At 73.3% G+C, this 13,012-nt stretch carries 18 protein-coding genes; 8 read left to right on the top strand and 10 right to left on the bottom strand.

Translation table 11 applies throughout. The features are described from left to right. The 6 genes from HTZ82_RS16295 to HTZ82_RS16270 all read right to left on the bottom strand — a co-directional run bounded on the left by HTZ82_RS16295 (position 1) and on the right by HTZ82_RS16270 (position 3,688). Positions 1 to 720: a TrkA family potassium uptake protein gene (locus HTZ82_RS16295; RefSeq protein ID WP_175410109.1), complete on the bottom strand. Its 720-nt coding sequence runs from the start codon at positions 718 to 720 to the stop codon at positions 1 to 3. A 48-nt stretch (positions 721 to 768) separates the two neighbouring features. Continuing rightward, positions 769 to 1,605 carry a polysaccharide deacetylase family protein gene (locus HTZ82_RS16290; protein ID WP_302852236.1) on the bottom strand — a complete coding sequence of 279 codons (837 nt, stop codon included), beginning with the start codon at positions 1,603 to 1,605 and terminating at the stop codon, positions 769 to 771. A 77-nt stretch (positions 1,606 to 1,682) separates the two neighbouring features. Continuing rightward, positions 1,683 to 2,795, bottom strand: coding sequence for a methyltransferase domain-containing protein (locus HTZ82_RS16285; protein ID WP_175410108.1), 1,113 nt, complete (start codon positions 2,793 to 2,795; stop codon positions 1,683 to 1,685). Between the two features lie 212 nt (positions 2,796 to 3,007). Beyond that, positions 3,008 to 3,181, bottom strand: coding sequence for a hypothetical protein (locus HTZ82_RS16280; RefSeq protein ID WP_175410107.1), 174 nt, complete (start codon positions 3,179 to 3,181; stop codon positions 3,008 to 3,010). Beyond that, positions 3,162 to 3,401, bottom strand: coding sequence for a hypothetical protein (locus HTZ82_RS16275; RefSeq protein WP_175410106.1), 240 nt, complete (start codon positions 3,399 to 3,401; stop codon positions 3,162 to 3,164). The genes HTZ82_RS16280 and HTZ82_RS16275 overlap by 20 nt, the downstream gene beginning before the upstream one ends. Further along, complete coding sequence (locus tag HTZ82_RS16270) at positions 3,398 to 3,688, bottom strand: hypothetical protein (protein ID WP_175410105.1); 291 nt, start codon at positions 3,686 to 3,688, stop codon at positions 3,398 to 3,400. Before HTZ82_RS16270 ends, HTZ82_RS16275 begins: the two co-directional genes overlap by 4 nt. Positions 3,689 to 3,757: 69 nt before the next feature. Between HTZ82_RS16270 and HTZ82_RS16265 the strand changes: the two genes are divergently transcribed. From HTZ82_RS16265 to HTZ82_RS16245, 6 genes are all read left to right on the top strand, one after another. After that, positions 3,758 to 4,579, top strand: a complete 822-nt coding sequence (locus HTZ82_RS16265; protein ID WP_254711897.1) for a helix-turn-helix domain-containing protein — start codon at positions 3,758 to 3,760, stop codon at positions 4,577 to 4,579. A gap of 66 nt (positions 4,580 to 4,645) precedes the next feature. Further along, positions 4,646 to 4,954: a hypothetical protein gene (locus tag HTZ82_RS32310; protein WP_254711896.1), complete on the top strand. Its 309-nt coding sequence runs from the start codon at positions 4,646 to 4,648 to the stop codon at positions 4,952 to 4,954. After that, positions 4,951 to 5,487, top strand: coding sequence for a flavoprotein (locus tag HTZ82_RS16260; protein ID WP_175410104.1), 537 nt, complete (start codon positions 4,951 to 4,953; stop codon positions 5,485 to 5,487). Before HTZ82_RS32310 ends, HTZ82_RS16260 begins: the two co-directional genes overlap by 4 nt. 99 nt (positions 5,488 to 5,586) lie before the next feature. Then, a complete protein-coding gene (locus HTZ82_RS16255; protein ID WP_175410103.1) occupies positions 5,587 to 6,015 on the top strand; it encodes a VOC family protein in 429 nt (142 codons plus the stop codon). 107 nt (positions 6,016 to 6,122) lie between these two features. After that, the gene (locus HTZ82_RS16250) at positions 6,123 to 6,680 is read left to right on the top strand and encodes a flavoprotein (RefSeq protein WP_175410102.1); all 558 of its coding nucleotides are present in this window, start codon (positions 6,123 to 6,125) and stop codon (positions 6,678 to 6,680) included. 471 nt (positions 6,681 to 7,151) lie between these two features. Further along, on the top strand, positions 7,152 to 8,090 hold the full coding sequence (locus HTZ82_RS16245) for an LPXTG cell wall anchor domain-containing protein (protein ID WP_175410101.1): 939 nt from the start codon (positions 7,152 to 7,154) through the stop codon (positions 8,088 to 8,090). Between the two features lie 158 nt (positions 8,091 to 8,248). Here HTZ82_RS16245 and HTZ82_RS16240 read toward each other — a convergent pair whose 3' ends face one another. From HTZ82_RS16240 to HTZ82_RS16225, 4 genes are all read right to left on the bottom strand, one after another. Beyond that, positions 8,249 to 8,752, bottom strand: a complete 504-nt coding sequence (locus HTZ82_RS16240; RefSeq protein ID WP_217624226.1) for a hypothetical protein — start codon at positions 8,750 to 8,752, stop codon at positions 8,249 to 8,251. Between the two features lie 317 nt (positions 8,753 to 9,069). Beyond that, positions 9,070 to 10,329, bottom strand: coding sequence for an MAB_1171c family putative transporter (locus HTZ82_RS16235; protein WP_175410100.1), 1,260 nt, complete (start codon positions 10,327 to 10,329; stop codon positions 9,070 to 9,072). A gap of 55 nt (positions 10,330 to 10,384) precedes the next feature. Continuing rightward, positions 10,385 to 10,948 (bottom strand): toxin, encoded by a 564-nt coding sequence (locus tag HTZ82_RS16230; protein ID WP_175410099.1) that lies wholly within the window; start codon positions 10,946 to 10,948, stop codon positions 10,385 to 10,387. Positions 10,949 to 11,051: 103 nt separating this feature from the next. Further along, on the bottom strand, positions 11,052 to 11,642 hold the full coding sequence (locus HTZ82_RS16225) for a hypothetical protein (protein ID WP_375540826.1): 591 nt from the start codon (positions 11,640 to 11,642) through the stop codon (positions 11,052 to 11,054). A 195-nt stretch (positions 11,643 to 11,837) separates the two neighbouring features. Here HTZ82_RS16225 and HTZ82_RS16220 point away from each other — a divergent pair, with 195 nt between their 5' ends. Then, a complete protein-coding gene (locus tag HTZ82_RS16220; protein ID WP_254711895.1) occupies positions 11,838 to 12,314 on the top strand; it encodes a BlaI/MecI/CopY family transcriptional regulator in 477 nt (158 codons plus the stop codon). A 64-nt stretch (positions 12,315 to 12,378) separates the two neighbouring features. Next, positions 12,379 to 13,012 (top strand): M48 family metalloprotease (locus tag HTZ82_RS16215; protein WP_175410098.1); only part of this gene is annotated, 634 nt, incomplete at its 3' end.

The raw sequence follows: 13,012 nt of genomic DNA, 5'->3' as shown, positions 1-13,012 counted from the left end.
CTAGCTCAGCTCGGCGAAGCTCTCCACGGCACTGGTCTTGCCGGTGACGATGATGACGTCGCCCTTCTCGATCACGGTCTCGGCGGTGGCGTGCGTGAAGTCCTGCCCCGGCCGCTTGATGCCGACGACCGTGACCCCGTACGTGCTGCGGACGGCGCTCTCCCCGAGCGGGACGCCCGTCGCGATCTCCGGGGCGACGGTCTTGACCAGGGCGTAGTCGTCGTCGAACTGGATGAAGTCGAGCATCCGCCCGGTGACGAGGTGGGCGACGCGCTCGCCCATGTCGTGCTCGGGCAGGACGACGTGGTGGACGCCGAGGCGTTCGAGGATCTGCCCGTGCTGGCGGCTGATGGCCTTGGCCCAGATGTTCGGCACGCCCGCCTCCAGCAGGTTGGAGGCGATGAGGATGCTCGCCTCGATGTCCGTACCGATGCCGACGACCGCGCTGGTGAAGTCGTGGACGCCGAGCTGCTCCAGCACCTCCGGGTCGGTGCAGTCCGCGACGGCCGAGTGGGTGAGGACGTCGCTGACCTTCTGGACGAGCTGCGCGCTGGTGTCGATGCCGAGCACGTCCCAGCCGCGCCGGGTCAGCTCGTGCGCCAGCGAGCTGCCGAACCGGCCCAGGCCGATCACCGCGACCCGCTGGTCGCTCATCTCGCGGTACTGGGCCGCCAGGGACTTGCGCCGGCGGCGCCGCAGGGAGTGCAGATAGGTACCCATGAAGGTCGCTCCTCGGTACGAACCGGCCAACTCTACCCGGGGCCGCGGTCAGGCGCCGGGGCCGAGCAGGGCGGTGCGGAGGTCGGTGATCTCGTAGCCGCGGGCGCGGAAGGCGTCGATGATCCGCGGCAGCGCCTGGGCGTCGAGGACGGTGCCCGAGCCGTCGGGGCTGCCGACGTGCATCTGGAGGATCGCCCCCGGCGCGAGGACGTCGAGGGCCCGCTGCACGGCCTTCGCCACGCTCATGCCGCCCGCGGTGCCCTTCCAGCCGTTCGTGTCGGTGGTCCACTCGACGTCCGCGAAGCCGAGCGCGTTGACCTCGTCGATCTGGCCGGGGGCCGTGTCGCCGTACGGGAAGCGGAAGAACGGCAGCGGTTCCGTACCGGAGGCGTCGCGGATGGCCCGGTCGGCCCGCAGGACCTCCCGCGCCCGGCCCTCGGGGGTGAGGTCGCCGAAGTGCGGGTGGCTGTACGAGTGGTTGCCGAGCCCGTGCCCGGCGGCGGCGATCCTGCGGGCGGCGGCGGGGTGGCGTTCGGCGAAGTCGCCGGTGAGGAAGAAGGTGGCGGGTGCGTCCTGCCGGCGCAGCTCGTCCAGGACGGTGTCGAGGCCCTGGTCGTTCCAGGCCGCGTTGAAGGTCAGCGCGACCACGCGCTCGGCCGTGGGGATCTTACGGATCTCCTGCCCGTACAGCCGCTCGACGGGTGCGGGGACGGGGTCGACGTCCTGGCCGGGGCCGGTGGCGGTGGCGGGCGCGGTGGCGGCGGCGGGCGCGGTGGCGGCGGCGGGGGCGAGGGGTGCGGTGAGGGCGAGGAGGGCGGTCGCGGCGGCCAGGGCGGCGGTGAGGAGTCTCCGTACGGCCCGGCGCATCGTGGGGGGAGCGATCATGCGCCCGCAACCTAGCGCCGCCCGGCCCGCCCGGGCCTGTGCCACGCCGAGCCTGCGCCTGCCTCACGCCTGAGCCGTCAGCCACCGGGGGCGGGCTCGATGATCCGCGACGGACGCGACGGATACGTCAGCCACACGCACTGCCCCTCCGGCGAGACCGTGAGCCCGAACTCGCGGTGGCCGGGGCGGCCGAGCGCGACGTACTCGGCGTGGGCCTGCTCGATCTCCCGCCACAGAGCACGAGCCCCGTACTGCCAGACCTTGTGGCCGTCGGCGTGTGCGGCCGAGCCGGTGGTGTCCCGCACCCACACCTGCGCCCCGGGGCCGGTGCCGGTGTGCCACATGCGCACGCCTGGCAGGCGGGCGCCCGCGTACACGGCGAACCCGAGCGTGAGCAGCTCGTGCGGGGCGAGGTCGGTGCCGCTACTGCGGACGGTCGAGCTGTCGACTTCCGGCGGCGCCTCTCCGGGACGATGGGAGCGCATCAGCATGTACGAGGCGCCGCCCTCGAACCGGCCCTCCGCGCGGCCGCCCTCGCCGGCGGTGAGCCGTACGAGCGCCCCGGACCAGAAGTCCCGGTCCAGCGCGGTGACCAGGATGCCACCGGGCCGGAGCTGCTTCAGCAGCGCTGATGGCACATGGCGTACGGCGCACGTGACGACGACCCGGTCGTACGGCGCGGCCGCCGGCCACCCGTGCTCGCCGTCGCCGTGCGCGACGTGCGGGAAGCAGCCCACGGCGGCGAGCCGCCGCGCCGCCTGGCCGGCGAGGTCGGCGTCGACCTCCACGGTGTGCACGTTCCGGTCGCCGACACGGCCGGACAGAAGCGCGGCGACGTGCCCGGTGCCGGTGCCGATCTCCAGGACGCGGTGACCGTCCTGGACGTCGAGGAGCTGGAGCATGCGGGCGACCGTGCTGGGCTGAGAGTTGGAGCAGGTGGCGACGCCGGGACCGTCGGGCAGGCCGTCGTCGAGCTGGGTGACGACGGGCTCGTCGGAGTGAACGAGGGCGAGCCGCTCGCGTCCGGTGACGGGCACGCAGCGGGCGGGCTCCTGCCGCCAGACCTGCTCCGGCAGGAACGTCTCACGAGGAACGCGGAGCCAGATCCGGCGCCAGGTCGTGTCGAGCAGACCGCGCTCGTCGAGGTGGTCGACGAGCGCGGCGTGCCCGCCCCTGGGGGCGGTGGTCATGAGCTGCTCCTTACCTGCCGGGGCCGGAGCCGTCCGGGGAGGGCGGTGCGGGCGGGGGCGTCCAGGGCTTGTCCGAGGGCTGTCCGGAGTGCTTGCCGTCGTCGGTCACGTAATACCTCCCTGTGAGTGGTCGGATGGTGCTGTTGTGGTGGTGGTGCGTGGTGCCCGGCCGCTCACACCGTTCACCGTCGTGGGCGGCAGCGGCCGGGAGATCAACGGCCGTAGGGCGACCGGCGTACGTACGGGGCCTGCGCCGGGCCGCACGCGGGGTGCCGGTACTCGTTCGGTCGCGCGCCGGACGCGGAGTGCACGACGATCTCCTCGGCCGGGCCCTCGATCACGCGCTCGCAGTGCACGCAGTACCTCTTACCGCTCTCGGTCGTCACGACCGGATCCCCTCCTGCCGAGGCAACGGGCGCACGCCCACACCGTGGTGGACAGGTCGTGCACGCCCAGCCGGTCGACGATCCGGCCCACCGGCTCCGCGCCCGGGGCCATCAGCAGCTCCTCGCACCACACGCAGGCGCGGCCCGCGTACACGTCCCACGACAGGCCGGCGGTCGTCGCCGGCAGCGGGCGGGGCCGTTCCTCGGCGGGGGCGCTCACGCCGCACCCTGCCTGGTGTGGCAGTCCCGGCAAGCGCGCGGGAACCACGCGACCCGGCCCAGGATCGGGTCCTCGTCGTACTGCGTGCCGAGCTCCACCGCCGCGCCCGGCTTCAGCTCGGTATCGCAGTGCACGCATCGCAGCCCGTACCGCTGCATCTCCGTCAGCACGTGCGGCTGGGCCAGCAGCCCTCTCACGGGCTCGGAGCAATGCGGGGCCAACGTCGCGTCCATGGCGTCGAGTAGGGGCGGATACACCGCGAGCGCCTCTCGGTCGGGATCGGTCATGTGGGGACCGTAGGCGCGGTACAACAGTCTGTGAGCACGCATTGTGCGTGCCTCGCACGGGAGGTGCGCATGGACACTGGACGCGTCGGACGCCGCATCGCCTACTGGCGCGAGCACCGCGGACTCACCCAGGCCGACTTCGGACGGCTCATGGGCCAGTCCCGGCGCTGGGTCCAAGACCTTGAGGGTGGGCAGCGGCAGACCGACCCCAGGCTGTCCGTGCTCCAGCGGGCAGCCGAGATCCTGCGCATCCCCCTGGAACGACTCGTCACCGATCCCGCGCCCACTCCCGCGCCCGCCTCCCTACCCGCCGACGTGGCCTCCCTGGTGGACGCCCTGCACCGGCCCCCACAACGTCCCCACACCGCCGTGCATCTGCCGGACCTGTGGCGCAGGCTGGCGTTCTGCTGCCAGGCGTGGTCCGCCTGCCACTACACGGCCGTCGCCCGCGACCTGCCAGTGGTCCTCGCCGACGCCCATGCCGCCGCAGCAGAAAGCGCCGAGGGCTCGGTGTTGCTGTCCCGCGCCTACCAGCTCACCGCCAGCCTCCTGTTCAAATACGGGCAGCTCGGCCGCACGCCTGGCGTACTGGCCGCTGAGCGGGCGTTGGCCGCCGCCGAGACCGCCGGAGACCCGGTGGCGATCGGCGCGTCCGCTCGCCGTGTGGCGCGCGGGCTGATCCATCAGCAGCGGCACGCGACCGCCGCCGCCTACGCCAAGACCACCGCCATCGAGCTACGGCCGGACCTCGAACAAGGCGGCTCGGTCGGCCTGTCCACGCTCGGCATGCTCTACCTCGTAGCCGCCGTCGGAGTGACCGGCACCGGACGGTCCCCGGCCTCCGTCGCCGAGGCCACCAACCGACTGGGGGAGGCAGCGGAAGTTGCGTAGCGGCAGGGCGACGACCAGGGCGCGGACTACACGTCGTTCGGGCCCACCAACGTCCGGCTGCACGAGGTGGACGTGCTCCTGCGGCTCGATGACGCCTGGTCGGCGCTGGAGGCCGCGCAGCGCGTCGCTCCTGGCGCCCTGGCGGGGCTCGGCAGGGAGCGGCGGGCCCGGCACCTCGTGACCAGTGCACGCGCTGCGGCCTTGACTCGGCGCCGCGAGGACGCTGTCCGGGCCCTGCTGGAAGCCGAGCAGCTGGCGCCCGAGGAGGTGCGGCGGCCGGCCGTGGTCGGGCTGGTGCGGGAGCTGCTGATGCTCGTACCGCATCCCGACACCAGCTTGCGCGGGCTCGCGCATCGCTGTGGACTCCCCGCATGACGCGAGTGCTCTACCTGATCGCCACCGCCGCCGGGCCCACCCAGTACATCGACCGCGGTGTGCGCGCCGCGCAGGCCGCGCGCTGGGACACCTGCCTCATCCTGACTCCGACCGCCGCCAGTTGGTGGGAGGGCAGGCTGGGTGAGTTGGAGACGCTGACGGGGCATCCCGTACGGCACCGCTACACCCGCCCCGGGGAGTCCGGCGGACTACCGAAGGCCGACGCGATGCTGGTCGCGCCCCTCACTACGACGAGCCTGTGCAAGTGGGGCGCGGGCATCACGGACACCGTGGCCCTCGGCATCCCGGCTGAGGCGGTGCACCTCGGCATCCCGGTGGCGGCGATGCCCTTCTGGTCCACCGCTCTCGGTGCGCAGCCCGCGGTCCCTCGGGCCATCGCCGCGCTCCGCGAACAGGGCGTGCTGGTGCTGGACGGCCCCGACGGCTACCAGCCCCACCCGCCGAAAACCGGCGCCGGCGCCGCCTACCCGTGGGAGCGAGCGCTCACCGCGCTGGAACGCACACTGCCCTGACCCCAGAGAGGAGGTCCCACCCTTTGGGGAGCGTCCTCCCGACAACCCGCGGGTCCCTACAGGGAGATGAGCGACACAGCCCCTTGCTATGGTGCGCCGATGTCATCGATCAAGCAGTTCCAAGTCACCTTCGACTGCGCGGAACCCGAGCGTCTCGCTCGCTTCTGGTGCGAGGTGTTGGGGTACGTCGTACCGCCGCCACCGGCGGGGTTCGCCACGTGGGACGAGTTCGACCGCTCCCAGGCGCCCGAGGACCAGGGTTCCTGGTTCGCCTGCACCGATCCCTCAGGGGTGGGCCCGCGGCTGTACTTTCAGCGCGTCCCCGAAGGCAAGGTCGCCAAGAACCGGGTCCATCTCGACGTGCGGGTCGGTACCGGGCTCGTCGGGGAAGAGCGCCTGGCCGCGCTGGAGGCCGAATGCGCGCGACTGGTCCCGCTCGGCGCGGTGCGCGTGCGGCTTCTGTATGACGGCCACGACGCGTGCATCGTGATGCAGGACATCGAGGGCAACGAGTTCTGTCTCGACTGAGTCGGGAGTCATCCCCACCCGCACCCGCGTCCACCAGCCGGCGGGGCGCGAACCACGCCTGAATGCAGGTGCGTTCATGAGTGATCGCATGTGATCAGATGGTGGCCATGACGAGGACCCTGTACCTGTTCTGCTCGGCGGCGCCGCCCGTGTTCGACGTCGCGCGCGTGATCGAGGACGCGCAGGCGCGCGGCTGGGACGTGTGTCTCGGCCTCACTCCCACCGCCGCGCGCTGGGTGGAGCCCAGCCTGGAAGGGCTGGCGGTCCTCACCGGCCACCCCGTGCGCTACGACTACCAGGCGCCGGGCGAGCCGGACGTGTGGCCCCGCGCCGACGTCGTCCTGTTCGCCCCCGCGACGTTCCACTCGATCAACGAGTGGGCGCTCGGGCTGACGGGCACGTTCGTCGTCGGGGTGATGGCGGAGGGCATCGGCAAGGGCATCCCGCTGGTCGCCGTGCCCTGTGTGAACGCCGCCTACGTCCAGCACCCGCAGTTCGATCGGTCCGTGGAGATCCTCCGGGGGGCCGGCGTCACCGTCCTGTACGGCGAGGGCGGATTCGTTCCGAACGAGCCCGGCGGCCAGGGTCGCCCGGACGCGTACCCGTGGGCGCTCGCGCTGGAGGCCGTGGACATCGCGTGGCGGGCGAAGGCGGACCAGAGCTGAGCCCGCCTCAGGGGCGCGGCCCGGGCCCCTCCCTCGCCCTCGCCCTCGCCCTCGCCCTCGTACGATGCGGTCGGGCGGAACCGTAGCGCAGAGGTCGTCGCGTTCGGACCCACCATCTGAGAGGACGCCGGTTCGATTCCGGTCGGCACCGCCCGCCTTGCCGCAGGCCGTTGCGGATGAGAACCGTCACAGAGAATCCCGCACACCTTTGGGCAACTGTTCCCTTTGTCTGTTTTGGTGCGGAGCTGGAGCGAGGTGTCCGGGGGCGGCCGCGCATGCGGGCTTTTATCCGCTGCCCGTCGGGAGTTCGGGCGGAATACGATCGACGGGCTGGTCGTGGTGGCGCACCGCCTCACCGGTCGCTGCGCGTGGAGCCACGGGGGTTTGACGCGCGACCGACGCCGACGCCGACGCCGTGCCCGCGACCGGCCGTATTCGACCGATTGTCTTCCGTTCCGGAAAAGGGGACCTGTGAAGCTTCGCCGTGCCGTCACGACGGCCGTCGCCTGTGCCGTCGCCACGCCCGTTCTGCTGCTGTCCGCCGCGCCCGCCTTCGCGGACGCCGGTACCTCCGCCGCCGTGTCGCGGATCGCCGCCGCGCCGTCCATCGCGGAGCTGGAGAAGGCCGTCGCCGAGGCGAAGAAGGCGTACGACGCCGCCGTCGCCGCCGAGGCCGCGCACCAGAAGGTTCTCGACGCCAAGCTCGACGACCCCACTCACCCGCTCGCGGTCGCCGCCGCCGAGGCGCGTGCGGAGGCCGAGAAGGCCGCCGCGGCGAAGACCGCCGCCGACAAGGCCGTCGTCGACGCCCAGGCCGCCGCCGACGCCGTCGCCGACGACCCGAACGCCACGGAGGAGCAGAGGCTCGCCGCCTTCAAGGCCCTCGCCGACGCGAAGAAGGCCGCCGAGGCCGCCGCCGCCGCGAAGACCGCCGCCGACGCCAAGGCGACCGCCGCCCAGACCGCGCTCGGCGACTACCGGGTGGGGCTGGTCCGGGAGCTCTCCGTCCTCCAGAAGGCCGTGAAGGACACGCGCACCGCGCTCCAGGCCGCCGAGAAGGCCCTGGAGGACGCCAAGAAGGCCGGCAACGGCGGCGGCACGGGCGGTAGTACGCCCACGCCGTCGCCCAGCACGCCCGGCACCGGCGGCACGGGCGGCAGCGCCACGCCGACCGCGCCGGGCACCAGCGTGCCGCCCGCCTCCGGCAGCACCCCGCAGGGCGGTGCGACCTCCGCCGCGCCCGCCGCGGCCGGTTCCTCGAACGGCGACGCCGACGGCTCCCTCGCCAAGACCGGCGCGTCATCGGCCGTGCCGCAGCTCGCACTCGCGGGCGCCGCCGCCGTCGCGCTGGGCGTCGGCGCGGTGTTCGTCGTCCGCCGTCGCCGGGCCGCCGGGCGTACCGCCGCCTGACCCTCACACGGCAGCAGCGGCAGCAGCGGTAGCTGCGGTAGCAGTGGATGAGCCCCGGCCGGGGGTGTCGCTCCCGGCCGGGGCTTCGTCCGTGCTCAGGCCGCCGAGCCGCTCGGCACGCTCGGCCGGGGTGCCTTCCTGGAAGGTCTCGCCGCCGGTCAGTTGAGCAGGAACGCCGTCGCCGTCGCCGCGCCCAGCGAAGCGCCCGCGATCGTCTGGGCCGGCGTGTGGTAGCGCAGCGCCACGCGCGACCAGCACACGGCGGCGGTCATCCCGTACGCCAGGAGCCACCACGGCGAGTGGACGCACGCGAGCAGCGTGACGACGGACGACGCGACGGCCGAGTCCACGGAGATCTTCCACACCGTGTTCACGGCCAGCAGCCCGACCGTCATCACCCACAGCGCCAGCATGGCGACGAGGATGCCGGTCGGGGCGCCGCCCAGGACCATGACGACCGAGCCCGTACCGATCGACCCGAGGATCACGAAGAAGATCGGCGCCCGCTTCGTACGGTCCACGACGTGCCGGTCGCCCCACTTGCCGCGACCGCGCTCCCACTCGATGTACCCGGCCGGGACCAGCCCGGCGCACAGGGCGCCGAGGAACCCCCAGGGCAGTCCCGTCCAGTCCCCGGCGGCGGCCGCGCCGATGGCGAGCATGCCGGCGAGCAGGACGTTACGAGGCTGGAGGGCGTCCGTGACCCGGCGGGCGACCGGCTGCCGGGCCCCTTCCGCCCTCCGGGCGTCCACCGGCTGCGGCGCCTGCGGGTGCGGGGCGTGCTCCGGGAGCTGGGCATCTACCGGCTGCGGCGCCTCCGGGTGCCGGGCGCCTGCCCGCTGCGGCGCCTCCAGGTGCCGGGCGCCTGCCCGCTGCGGCGCCTCCAGGTGCCGGGCGTCCTCGGGGCGCCGGGGGCCTTCCGGCTGCCGCGCCTCCTGCTGTCGTTCCGGTTCCCGTCTCGTCGCGTCGTCGAGGGCCGTCATGCCGTGCCCTCCGCACCCGCCGGAGCCTGCGCGGGAGTCCGGGCCCCGGGGTCCAGCAGCTCCCGGGCCCGGGTCTCCGGCACCGTGCGGTACGCGCCCGCGACCCGCACCAGCCACGCCACCTCGTCGTCCTGGTCCGCCGCGTGCCGGGTGTCGAAGTCCGCGGCCTTGCCCGCCTCGGCGCCCGCCGCCTTCGCCGCCAGCGCGGCGCGGATCCAGTACGCGTCCGCCGCCGGGCCCGCCGAACCGGCCGCCTCCCGCGCCGCGGGCAGCAGCGTGTCCGGCACGTAATGGCGGAGCTTCTCCACCGCGTCCGCGATGTCCGCCGCCCACCGGTCGACCCGCAGGTCCGCGGGCGTGTCGAACCGGGTCAGCTCACGCGCCAGCGACGCGGGCGGCGCGAACGGCTGGTCCGGGAACGCCGTCATCAGCTCCCGCCACAGCGGGTACAGCGCCACCTGCGCCCGCCACAGCCGCACCCGCCGCCACGCCTTGGCCCACGCCGGGATCGCCGCACCGATCGCGAAGAACGCGAACAGCACGATCTGCCCGACCTCCGTCACCTTGTCGAAGTTCCGCGCGAACGACTCCGTCGGCTCCTCGACCACGCTGATCCACAGGAACAGCGTGCGGCTCACGGTGTAGCCGACGCCGATGAACATGGCGAACGTCATCATCCCGAGGCCGACCCGCAGATGGCGCAGCGTCGCGTTCGCCGTGGCCAGCGCCCACTGGTACGCGCAGACGGCGGACGCCGCGCCCAAGTACACGTAGAACACGGTCATGTAGAGCGAGGCGCCCCACTGGCCGGCGTGGTCCGACACGAACCGGTCGGACGGGACCGAGCGGTCGACGACCGTGAAGAACAGCACGGTCAGCAGGATCAGCGTCGCGACCGACGCCTTCGCCGCCACGTGCTGGATGACCCGCGCGAACCGCACGTGCCGCGGCACCGCACCGCCCTCGGGGTAGGTGCCGTAGATCGCGACGATGTAGCTGAGGATCGCGAGGATCGCGACGGTGGCCGTGTAGTGCTTGATGAGGACGGCGAGGTCGACCACCGGGCTGTTGTTGAGGCTGATGCGGACGATGTGCGTCTTCGTCCACAGGGCGGCGGCGAAGCCCGCGTAGCAGCCCCACAGGGCGCGGCGGCGCTTGTCCTCCTCGTCGCCCCACAGTGCGGCCGGCATCCGCCACAGCGCCACGGCGGTCATCAGGCCGGCTATGAGGTAGCCGGCGAGGTCCAGGGTGGTCACGGAGATCCTCAGGGTCGGGGAGAGGGGGGTGGGGGTGGGGTACGCGCGGCGGTGCCTACGGACGGCGGAACAGGCCTCTTCGGCGGCCGGGCTTGTGCGCGACGGGCCGCGAGAGGGAGTTCGCCAGGCGCCCCACCATGTCGTCGCTCGACACGTCCCGCGCCATACGGGGGATGAGCGAGGCCCCGAACTCGGCCACGCGCTCGTCGTGCGTCTCGTACTGCGCGCGGGCCTGGACGGTCGTGCCCGAGGCCATGACGCGGTTGATCAGCGAGGCGTCGAAGACGGGGAGGAGGCGCCGCAGTTGCTCGGCGTCCAGGCTGGTGCCGTGGTCGAACCACTCGTGGCACAGCTCGTGCAGGATGACGTGCTGCGTCTGGTACGTGGTCGGGCGCCGCCGGTACAGGACGAAGCTGGTGTTGCCGGACTTCAGGCGCAGCCCGCAGGCGGCGTTGACGCGGGCCAGCCGCTCGGGAAGCTCCTGGAGGACGATCCTGCGGCCCCGCGCGGCCTCCATGTTGGCGACCAGCTCCGGGATGCCGAACGGGGCGGGGATGGGCAGGTCGGCCAGTCCGGCCTCGCACTCTTTCCGCAGTTCGCGCATGGACCGCTTGGACATGGAGACCTCTTGATCGGAGTCACGCGTGTGGGTGACCTGCGATCCGCGAGTCTAGCCAACGGGTCACGGACGCGCGTGCGCCGTTCGCACCGTCGTTCCGCCGTCATTCCCCTGTGGCCGCCCCCTGGCCAGGCCCCGCTCCCGGCCCCGCTCCCGGCCCCGGGACGTCGTCGTGCGGCGACCGCCGGGAGTCCTCGAGGAGTGACATGGCGAACTCCAGCAGCTCGGGCGGCAGTCCGGCCTCGTCGACGCCCCGCCCGGCCAGTCCGCTGATCTCGCCCGTACGGCGTTTCGCGAGGAACTGGAGGCCCGCGACGACGTCGTCGACGACCTCGGACTCCTCCTTGAAGAACCGCCAGTCCACGCCGAAGCCGAGCCCGAGCGCCTTGAGGATGTCCTCGGACGGCTGGGTGACCTTCCCGGCGAGGATGTTGGAGAAGTAGCTGTGCGACAGGGAACCGCCGCGCTCCCTGACGAGGTCGGCGAAGAACCGGCCCGAGACCTTCTGGCCGGGGAAGGTCTTCTCCACCATGTACGCGACCTTCTGCTGCAGCGTGCGCAGCTCGGGCGTGGTGTGCTCTCCGTTGTCCATCACGGTCCCCACGTTCGCGTCCGCCGCTCCTGCGGGATCCAGGATCGGAGCGGGCTTGCGTAAACACTCTACGTCACTGTTAACTCGAAAAAACACGGACAGGGGGCCACGAGGGGAGTCCCTTGTCCGTGCAGGACTCTGCCCGGCTCCACGGGGATCCACCCCTGGGCAAGGGTGTAGCCCTTCGCGACGGGGGATACGCGAAGGGCTACACCCGCAGTATGGCACCTCCGGCGTACGCGGGGGCGGCGGGGGCACGAACACGCCGGGCGCGCCGGTGGCAGGAGGACGGACGGCATGAACGACGAGGACCGGGCCGGCGGCCGCGCGTACGGACGCGCATCGGGCCACGCATCCGGGCGCGCATCCGGCCGCAGGCGTGGCCAGGGCGAGCTGGAGGCGCAGGTCCTGGCGGCGCTGCGGGAGGCGCCGGGGCCGGTGAACACCGCGTGGGTGCAGGAACGGCTGGGCGGCGGCCTCGCGTACACGACCGTCATCACGATCCTGACACGGCTGCACGCGAAGGGCGCCGTCGCCCGCGAACGCACGGGCCGCTCCTTCGCCTGGACCCCGACGGCGGACGAGGCCGGCCTCGCCGCCCTGCGCATGCGCCGCGTCCTGGACGGGGAGACCGACCGCGAGGCGGTCCTGGCCAGCTTCGTCACGGCCCTGCCACCGGGCGACGAACAACTGCTCCGCGACCTCCTGACCCAGACGGACGACCCGGAGCCGGACCGGGGCCCGGACGGGGAGACGAGGGCGGAGGACACGTGAACGCGACGCCGGGCGTGGCCGGAAGCCGGGGTGGCGGAGCTGTGGAGCGGCGAGGCTGAGGGCCATGGGGTACTTCGTCTTCCTCCCGCTCGTGCTGCCGCTGACCGCGTGGCCCATCGCGCGCCTCGCCGAGCAGCATCTGCATCCGCGCACCGCGACGCGCCTGCTGTCCGCTGTCGCCTGCGTCTTCGCCGTGTGCAGCACGCTCTGCCTGGGCCTGCTGATGGTCGTCGGCACCGCGCAGCTCCCCGGCAACCCGCTGCCCGACGGCTGGTCCGACCCGGAGGTGCGCAAGGCGCTCCCGTACGACGAGGTGGCCGGGCCCCTGGCGATTCCCGCACTCGTCGCCGTACTGGCCGCGTGCGCCCGCACCCTGTGGCGGCACCACCGGACGGGGCGCCGCGCGCACCGCGCGCTGGCCGGGCTGCGGCCCACGCCGGTCGCCGTACTGCCGGACCCGGCCCCGTACGCGTACGCCCTCCCCCACCGCGACCGGGCGGGGTCGCGCGGGCGGGTCGTCGTGTCGCGCGGGATGCTGGCGGGGCTGGCGCCGGCCGAGCGCCGCGCCCTGTTCGCGCACGAGCGGGCGCATCTGGCGGGCGGCCACCACCGGTACCTGCTGGCGGTGCGGCTGGCCGCGCGGGCGAACCCGTTCCTGCGGCCGCTGGGCACCGCCGTCGCGTACACCGCCGAGCGCT

Origin of the sequence: Streptomyces sp. TRM64462, assembly GCF_013362995.1 — a bacterium.
Classification (GTDB): domain Bacteria; phylum Actinomycetota; class Actinomycetes; order Streptomycetales; family Streptomycetaceae; genus Streptomyces.
Note: the sequence above shows the minus strand (reverse complement) of the source record. Positions and strands in the feature narration are given on the sequence as shown.

Bases quoted from the DNA above. Each gene is read 5' to 3' on its own strand.
- HTZ82_RS16295 (WP_175410109.1), bottom strand. From the start codon at position 720: ATGGGTACCTATCTGCACTCCCTGCGGCGCCGCCGGCGCAAGTCCCTG.
- HTZ82_RS16290 (WP_302852236.1), bottom strand. From the start codon at position 1,605: ATGATCGCTCCCCCCACGATGCGCCGGGCCGTACGGAGACTCCTCACC.
- HTZ82_RS16285 (WP_175410108.1), bottom strand. From the start codon at position 2,795: ATGACCACCGCCCCCAGGGGCGGGCACGCCGCGCTCGTCGACCACCTC.
- HTZ82_RS16270 (WP_175410105.1), bottom strand. From the start codon at position 3,688: ATGACCGATCCCGACCGAGAGGCGCTCGCGGTGTATCCGCCCCTACTC.
- HTZ82_RS16265 (WP_254711897.1), top strand. From the start codon at position 3,758: ATGGACACTGGACGCGTCGGACGCCGCATCGCCTACTGGCGCGAGCAC.
- HTZ82_RS16260 (WP_175410104.1), top strand. From the start codon at position 4,951: ATGACGCGAGTGCTCTACCTGATCGCCACCGCCGCCGGGCCCACCCAG.
- HTZ82_RS16255 (WP_175410103.1), top strand. From the start codon at position 5,587: ATGTCATCGATCAAGCAGTTCCAAGTCACCTTCGACTGCGCGGAACCC.
- HTZ82_RS16250 (WP_175410102.1), top strand. From the start codon at position 6,123: ATGACGAGGACCCTGTACCTGTTCTGCTCGGCGGCGCCGCCCGTGTTC.
- HTZ82_RS16240 (WP_217624226.1), bottom strand. From the start codon at position 8,752: ATGCTCGCCATCGGCGCGGCCGCCGCCGGGGACTGGACGGGACTGCCC.
- HTZ82_RS16230 (WP_175410099.1), bottom strand. From the start codon at position 10,948: ATGTCCAAGCGGTCCATGCGCGAACTGCGGAAAGAGTGCGAGGCCGGA.
- HTZ82_RS16220 (WP_254711895.1), top strand. From the start codon at position 11,838: ATGAACGACGAGGACCGGGCCGGCGGCCGCGCGTACGGACGCGCATCG.